The organism is Salinisphaera sp. SWV1, from assembly GCF_052044155.1.
Classification (GTDB): domain Bacteria; phylum Pseudomonadota; class Gammaproteobacteria; order Nevskiales; family Salinisphaeraceae; genus Salinisphaera.
In genome coordinates, this window is the sequence record NZ_JBQDYE010000110.1 from 1 (window position 1) to 885 (window position 885).

Consider the following 885-nt stretch of genomic DNA (forward strand, 5'->3'; position numbering starts at 1 on the left):
TACGATTCGCCCGCAGCCATCACTGACCACGGGCGAAAGTGTAAAGCAGGTGCCTTACCATCCTGACCTGACAACCGGATATGCGGGGATTACTCCCATAAGCGCTAACTTAAGGGTTGAACCATCTGAAGAATGCGACGCCTCGGTGCCTCGTTAAGACGATGCCTCGCGTTCTTCAATTGCGTTTTGTAGGCTGTCAGGGATACTGTCCCACGAATGGCCACCTGTAAGCTCCAGATGACCATTTTTGTTATTCTCCACAACGAGTTAGTTCTTCTTTTCGGATCCGGCACTTCTGGGGGGGAAATCCAGCGATGGCTGGATTATGTCGTCAATTAAAAATGCGGCGAGTAGATTAGCAAATATCCACGCTTTCGCGAGTTCAGGTTCCTTTGCACGCAAAGCATCCAGGTGCAGCAAACTTTTGAGCCGCTTAAAAGCCAGTTCAATTTGCCATCGCAGATGGTAACAATCAGCCACTTGCTCTGCTGAATATTCATCTTCCGGTAATGATGTTAGCAATAGCACATGGCCCGCTGCTTCCAGCGTTTCCGCCTGAACTACTCGTCCTTTTCGACGATTCTCGCTGAGCAGTCGGGTTTTACTGATTAATGCTTTTTCGGGAGGAAGTGATACGGCAATGAGACGTGCCGGAAAGGGAGCTCCGGCTTTTTTATTACCTGAATTGCCTATCATTACAGTGGTTTCACCGTTCTTACCGCAATCCAGCCCGCGCAGAAAACCCATCATGTCAAAGCGCATTCCTTCTGCAGTTAACCAGCGCAATCCTCGCCAGTGAACCCGGACGATATAATCAGCTTCTCCAAAAGCAAGTGAGCGGATACATTCGGGACGCGAACCGAATCCCCGGTCAGCAATGCGTAT

General features: G+C 49.8%; 1 pseudogene. It reads right to left on the reverse strand.

The features are described from left to right. Positions 1-267: 267 nt before the first annotated feature. A pseudogene (locus tag ACS8YF_RS19655) lies at positions 268-885 on the reverse strand (IS4-like element IS421 family transposase); the annotation flags it as partial.